4 protein-coding genes are annotated in these 7547 nt (G+C 39.6%); all 4 read right to left on the reverse strand.

Features of this window, described 5'->3' with window-relative positions; genetic code table 11:
* A partial coding sequence (locus F1E73_RS15890) for a PQQ-dependent sugar dehydrogenase (RefSeq protein ID WP_150452494.1) occupies positions 1-3525 on the reverse strand: 3525 nt, incomplete at its 3' end.
* Positions 3526-3963: 438 nt separating this feature from the next.
* Positions 3964-6348: a GumC family protein gene (locus tag F1E73_RS15895; RefSeq protein ID WP_150452495.1), complete on the reverse strand. Its 2385-nt coding sequence runs from the start codon at positions 6346-6348 to the stop codon at positions 3964-3966.
* Between the two features lie 28 nt (positions 6349-6376).
* The gene (locus tag F1E73_RS15900; protein WP_150452496.1) at positions 6377-7150 is read right to left on the reverse strand and encodes a polysaccharide biosynthesis/export family protein; all 774 of its coding nucleotides are present in this window, start codon (positions 7148-7150) and stop codon (positions 6377-6379) included.
* Between the two features lie 57 nt (positions 7151-7207).
* On the reverse strand, positions 7208-7547 hold a 340-nt coding region (locus F1E73_RS15905; protein ID WP_191089044.1), incomplete at its 5' end, for a polysaccharide biosynthesis protein.

The following is a 7547-nucleotide window of genomic DNA, read 5'->3' on the forward strand; positions in this document are numbered from 1 at the left end:
GACTGCTGTATGCGAGTGAGTTTCTAATTGGTGAACAGCCCAAGCGTCTGGAAAAATAGTGCTATTACACACTCCCTGATCGGTAACCGAGACCATTATTTCATCATAAATCCCCGTTGGAACATGATTGGCATCAAAAAGTTCCAAGCGGATAGTATGACTCCCTAAATTGAGGTTTTCAATGGTAAGTGGCTCGTAGCTATAGTGTGGCGCTACCAAATTTCCATCTATATAATAATGCATATGAGTATCCCCTTCCTTAACTTTCCAATTCTCTACGGAAAAGTGAATGTCAAAGGTTTGGTTTACGCTCCATCCAAACTCAGGCGATAAAATGGTGATTTTAGGTTCTACACTAAAAGTATCGGGGGGTAATATCTCAATAGCGGCGACCTTAGCACTATTTACAACCGAGGTAAATTGGATATTAGCAATGCCATCCGTAATACTTATATTATTAAATTCTTTTTGAAGGGCAGTCGCTGGATCTGTTTCTGCTAGGATGTCAAAATTGTTTAGCACAGAAACACCTTCAATACTTACATTAAATATACGTGAACCGGGCCCTCCTGATTGCCCTCCTACTCCAAAAAAGAGTTCTGCAAAATGTAATCGTATATCATATTCACCTGCTACTGGCACGGGGACTTCATAGGTGAAATTCCCATAGCGTTCCGTTTGATAAAGAGCATCATCATTAGTCCCAGCTATTGGGGCCGTTATACTGTAAAGCTGTCCTCCTCCAAAAAATTTATCGGCTATAAAATCTCCATAATTAAATGATCCCTCATTACCTCCTACATTAATTCTGGTAGAACTAATGGTAGAGAATTGGTAACTATCGGTGGCAATAGGAAGCCCAGAAGTATTTTCTACATTACTAATTTGAAGATTGTACACCACATCCGAACTCAATGTAGAAACCGCAAGTAGAACCGTTCTACCATCCGTTTGCAATACTGCAGAAGATATGGTTATCCCATTATCCACTGAGTAATTAGAAAGCTGCTCTGCCGTGGCTTGGGTTACATATTCCGTGAACACAACTTTAACTTGAGAAGCCCCAACTGCTGTAACACTCCCCACCAAAGGAGGGGAATTATCTATAGAAACACCCGCTCCCATAAACTCCACATAATTCAGATTAAAAATATCCGTTGTGGCGCTGGGATGTTTAAACACAAAAAACAAGTCGTTCTTACCTCCAGGGTCAGAAATTGGGGATTGTACCGATACCCAAGAATCCAACCCTCCGGTTGCGGGCACATTGGTTGTGGCCAAAAGTATACCTGTTGGACTACCCTGTCTCAATTCTATAGTACCTCCAGCTTGGGCTGCAGCAACTTTATATTTTACAGCGTCGATATTTTGTAAATTTCTGCCCGAGAAAGAGATATAACCATTATTATCTACCTCTATAGCTTCAAACCCACCCTCTAATGGATCAGTGTTGGGAATAATACGAGTATTCTCTTGAGTATCAAAAAACTCGGCTTCCTTCCTTTTGGGATGCAATACAATCTGATCAAAAGCCTGCAAACCACCTGAATCAGTATAGTTGGTATTCAATACATAAAAAATATCCGTATCCCCATCAGCACCATGCCCAGTACCTACGTCTAAGGTAATAGATTTTGGACAACCGTTTAGGGTCTCCTCATCATGGAAATGATTAAGGTGCCCTAAGGATGGAACTAAATTCACGTTATTGCAATCAATAGTGCCATCTTCCTCGTCAGTAACCAAAAGATCAACCTGAATATCATCTTGCCAATTCATTAGGCCTCCATCTGGCGGACTATTAAAGGTAAACTCTGCTGCATTATTACCCGCATATATAGTAATATTATTAACTCCAATTCCTCCATTTCCATCGTCAACTTTAAGCTGTACGTTGTAGGTTCCTTCAACCAGATAGGTGTGGGTAGGGTTTTCTACCGTATAATCCGTATTTCCATCCCCGTTAACATCCCAACTAAATATTAGAGGGCTGTCACCATCAGGATCTGTAGTTCCTGCGCTGGAAAAGTTGACTGTTAATGGTAAGGATCCATTATTGGTATCTGCTGAAATACGTACATTGGGCGGGGCATTAGTTGTGATCCCGGTATAATCCACCCGAATTAACTTACCGGACCCTACATTTTGAGGGCAGCAGCCGGCTCCATAGGCGAGTATATACATCTTGCCATCGGGGCCAAACGCCATATCTATAAATCCGTCTGCTGTTGTAGGAAATATGCTAGGGGCAAAGGGCTCATCCGTCAAGATATTACCTTGAGCATCCATTGTTACTGTCCAAATTTTACTAGTGTTGAAATCGTAGTAAAAAAACGCTTCATCCAATTCTTCTGGAAACCGTTGTTCATCGGTTAAATTGGCGTCGTGATAATATCTAGGACCCGCAAAATAACTCTTATGGAAGAATTCAATCCAGGCAGGTTGGGCCGGGGGCAATACCGTAGCACCGGTATTCCAGACAGAGGTATTCTCTGGAGCTGCCGGATCGTTGTAGTATGGCGAGGGCGTTCTATATGGGATTTGATATGCTTGATTGTTATCTCCTGAAAAATACGGCCATCCATAGTTTCCTGCCGATTTGGTTAAATTCATTTCATCCAACCCTTCTGGACCAAGTGCATTGGCTTCATTGGCATCAGGACCAACCTCCCCCCAAAACAACCAATCTGTATTTGTCTTATCCACAAATATGCGATAAGGGTTCCGCGCTCCCATCACATAAATTTCAGGTTTTGTTAAAGGTGTTCCTTCGGGAAAGAGATTTCCCGAAGGAATGGTATAAGTCCCATCCGGTTGGGGTTTAATCCGTAATATTTTTCCCCTTAAATCGTTGGTATTGGAGGAGGACTTTTCCGCACTATGATCTGATTCTGTTTCATTCCAAGCTGCATATGGGTTATCGTAGCCTGTATTATCTCCGGTTGCTATGTAAAGATTCCCTTGGGAATCAAAGTCGAGCCCCCCTCCGGAATGAAACTTTGCCGTACGGGAGGTTTCCCATTCCAACATCACCACCTCTGATAATTGATTAAGGTCATCCCCGTCCATTTTAAACCGAGAAACCCGGTTAGCATTTAGCCCGGATGGTGAATAATATATATAGACAAAATCATTGTTTAAGAAATCCGGATCAAAGGCTAACCCCAACAGCCCATCTTCCAACTCATGAAATACTGGAATTGTCCCAGCCGACAATGCCGTTTGGGTATCCGTTTTATAGATTAGAACTTCCCCATACCTATCTAGAATAAAAATCCTTCCATCAGGAGCAAATTTCATGGTGGTCGCATTCTTAAGACCTGTAAGTAAATTTACTTGTTGAAATTTATTTTTAAGGGAATCTGGGAGTTGCGCATGCAGGGTAGAGTTATACGTTATCCAGAAAGCCAACAAGGATAATAAACCATATTTTAGCTTGGTACCAAGAAAGGGTTTTATACTGGAAATAAGTTGAAGGAATTCTATTAATACTGTAGAATAGGTTGGGGAGTAGATCTTTTTCATAATATCCAGATTTAGAAGAATAGCGACAGCCACCTTGTCTTCATATAGTCCTATACAAAGATAACCTAATAACAACTGGACGAAAGAAGACCCTACCTTATTCGTTCAAAACAAGATGTTTATCGACAAAATACTGGATATACAATAGAAGAATAATTGAAGATAATTCTTAGGTGATTGAAAGGCTTTTAGGTAAAATAAGCTGGTTATCCCCCTATCTGCAACAAAGCTATAGTATAAATAATTTCATCACAATTCATTAGGCAATAGGTATTGACTAATAAATGAATTGCTGACTTAAATTTTTGGTGCGATATCATCCAAAAAATTACCTTCCATCCAGTTAAAAAGTTAAGGTTTTATAACTACTATAAAAAAACTCCGACAGGTTAACTATCGGAGTTTTATAGTTCATTTTTACTTTCTGAGGTAGGTCGGTTAAAACTTCCACCACTTTTTATGCTGCTTGCCGTAACCGTAGCCATATTTTCCCCCATAACCAAGATTGGAGGTTTTCACATCATTCACAACAAATGACAGGCCTTTTATTTTACCATCTTGTTGAAGTTTTATTGGGAACTGTATTGCTTTTTTCTCGGTAGTACCAGCACGAGAAACATAAATTATATGATTGGCGTATTCACTGATTAAAAGAGTATCCGTTACCACCATTAAGGGAGCAGTATCTACAATTACATAATCATAGTGTTCAGAAATATCTTTAAATAGTTCTTTAATCCGTTTACTCATCAACAATTCAGCTGGGTTAGGCGGTATCCGCCCTGAGTAAATAACATCCATAGTTTCCTTAAAAACATTCATAGGATGTATAATTTCCTTTAATTCCAAGGAGTCATCATACAAGTATTCCGTAAGACCTACCTTCTTTTTAGACGATAAGTCAGCTATTCTTTGTGTACTACTGCCAGTAAAAAAGGAGAACAACTTGGGATTACGAACATCCGCACCAAGCAATAACACTTTCTTATCGGTACTGGCAATGGTCAGGGCTAGATTAGTTGATAGAAAAGATTTTCCCTCTCCAGGCACGCTAGAGGTCACAAAAACAATATTGTTTTTACCTCCGGAAGCACCGCGGTCAGTTTTAATTAGATAGTCCAAATTGGTTCTAATGATCCGAAGAGACTCGGCGAGTACAGAGCGATCTTCCTTACCAATTATTTTTTGCTCCTTACTGGATAATCGCGGTAACTCCCCCAAGATGGGAATATTACTTGCCACCCTTTCCAGACTGTGCATATTGTGTACCTTGTTATCCAACAAATTGGCCCCATAAATTATTGAAAATGGTACAAGTCCCCCGAGAATAAAAAAGGCCAAATAAACAATCTTCTTTTTCGGCGAAACAGGAAAGGGACTGGGATTGTGCGCTGGATTTATGATTTTAGATTTTGGAGAGGTGGAAGCAACTGCAATTTGGGCCTCCTCCCTTTTCTGTAGCAAATACAAGTATAATTGCTCTGTAGTTTGCTGTTGCCTGGTAATATCCCTAAGTGCCCTTTCATTTTTAGGAGAGGAATAAATTTTGGAATTAAATATGGCTTGCTGTCCACTTAATGCACTCACCTGCATCCCAAGATTATCTACTGTACTATTTAAGCTGGACTCAATATTCCGCTTTAAGCCCAATATTTGCTGGTCTAAATTTACAATTACGGGATTTTTCTCATTAGAACTTTTCAACAACCTCTTTCGCTCCAACACCAACTCGTTATACCTCGAAGTTGCACTACTAATACTAGGATCATTCAGCCCTATATTACCCGGTAATACTTCAAAGCTCCCTTGCTGCTCCAAAATATCCTTCATAGAAGAGGCTATATTTAGTTGGGTTCGCATCCCAGCCAGCTCTTGCTGATTGGCGACCCCTACATTTAGATTGATGTTGGCCTCGGAAGCGATATCAGTAAGCCCCCTATCGGTTTTAAAATCTTCTGCCGATTGGTCTACTGAGGAAAGATTTCCATAAATTTCTGCTATCCGGTCATCTATAAAGTTGGAAGTCCTGTCCGCAATTTCACGTTTATCATCAATGGCGTTTTTATTATAAATATGAATCAACTCATCCAAAATATGAATTGCCTTTTCCTCTATAGGATCATTCAAGGAAATATTAAGAATATTGGATACCTTATCATTAGTAACAATCCTAATCTTATCTCGATAGGTTTGAGCCACCAAGGTTACTGGGTCTACCACCACTTTCAACTTAAAGTTCTTATAACGCTCAAAGTTCTCCAAATTTGGAGTAATTACAATATCGCCAATTGGAGTTGGGATATTTTTCCCAAAGGCCAACGGTCTAACCGGGGCATTCTCATCCTCACTGTATCCAAAGACTGTAGGTGATGAAGGTTCCAAGAAAAATTGGAAAGTTGCTTTGTTAATAATGGAATCTGCTTCAATAAAATTTATTTTAACCGGCGAATTGCTATACAGTTCCGTTTCCATAATCTTCCCTTGGGCCATTATTCTAGTATTGAGTCCCAGTTTTTTCACCACCTCAATAAAGTTGGATCTCGATTTAATTATTTCTATCTCATCAATTACAGCGGTGTTACTTCCAGACAATAACTCCAATTCCTGAAATATCCCAAGACCGGGTCCTGAATTTTTTTCGTCTAGAATTTGAATTTTTGCTTCAGCAACATACTCCGGCTTGGTATAGCGGAGATAAATAAACGCCATCGCAAGGGCAATTGCTATAGATACTATAAACCATTTCCAGTGTCTGGTGTATTGATTTACAATTTCATTTAGATCCGGATGCTCCGATTTGTTAAATTCAGTTTTGGGGCTCATGAAATAAGCTGGAATAAACGGTTAATATTTAATTTCTCGTAATAAAGAGAATGGCAGAGGTAATCACTAAGGAAGCCAGTGAAATAGCAATAGTAGTTCTACTATCTAAACTGGAGGATGCGATGGCCGAATTATTGGGCTCTACATACACCACATCATTTTGGGTAAGATAATAAACAGGCGAATTCATAACCTCTTTCTGGGTCAGGTTTAACCTTGTATAAACCTTAGTTCCATCAAAATCTCGAATAACCATTACGTTTTCCCTCATCCCCTTGATGGTGAGGTCCCCCGCTAAACCCAATGCTTCTAAAACAGTGATTCGTTCTCCATTTACAGGATACGTCCCCGGCCTAGCCACCTCTCCTAGAACGGTCACTTTAAAGTTCACCAAGCGAATATTAATTATGGGATCTTTTAGATAGTCTGCTAATCTTTCCGACAACAATACCCTCACTTCCTCGGGGGAAAGACCAGCAATTTTCACCTTTCCTAAAACGGGAAAATTAATATTACCATCTTGGTCTATAAGATAATCTATTTGCTCTGGACGGAAACCGCCCTCAGACGCACCTTTAAATAAATTAAAGGGAGTACTTGCCTCTGGATCTAAAGTGGAGACATGAATACTAACAAGGTCATCTACTTTAAACTTCGGAGTAAAGCTGTGCTCTTCTACCATAGTTTCGTACCCACTTGCATTTTGAAAGTAGACTACCCTTGCCTTGGAGGCACAGGAAGAGAGAAGTATGATAGAAAGACATAGTACGCCGGATAGTATACAGAAAGATTTGATTTTCATATAGGTGGTTTTAGGTGAATTGTTCATTGTGTTGATGCTATTGGAACGGTTATTTACTTAGGTTTGTATAATTTTTGGCATAGAATTTTCCTTTTGCTTATCTAACCGCTGCTTGTCCAATTTACATAGCTCTGAATTACTGGATATATACTCTGGTACAATCTCTTTCATGAGCAAAACAATATTTTCATTAAAAAACATATTGCTTACGCACAGCTCATTTATCTTAGATCTTATTTGGTCATAATTAAATTCCCTGCACTTGCTTATCATAATCTTCTTATGATAGGTGGGCATGGTATTCTCACCATTGGCCAACAGCTCCTCATAGAGTTTTTCTCCTGGCCTTAGACCTGTTATTTTAATATCTATATCTTCTGGATAACGCAATCCAGAT

Source organism: Arenibacter lacus (assembly GCF_008711145.1).
Lineage (GTDB): Bacteria > Bacteroidota > Bacteroidia > Flavobacteriales > Flavobacteriaceae > Arenibacter > Arenibacter amylolyticus.

What these genes read in the sequence shown, in the direction of transcription:
- F1E73_RS15895 (WP_150452495.1), bottom strand. Translation starts at nt 6,348, where the DNA reads ATGAGCCCCAAAACTGAATTTAACAAATCGGAGCATCCGGATCTAAAT.
- F1E73_RS15900 (WP_150452496.1), bottom strand. Translation starts at nt 7,150, where the DNA reads ATGAAAATCAAATCTTTCTGTATACTATCCGGCGTACTATGTCTTTCT.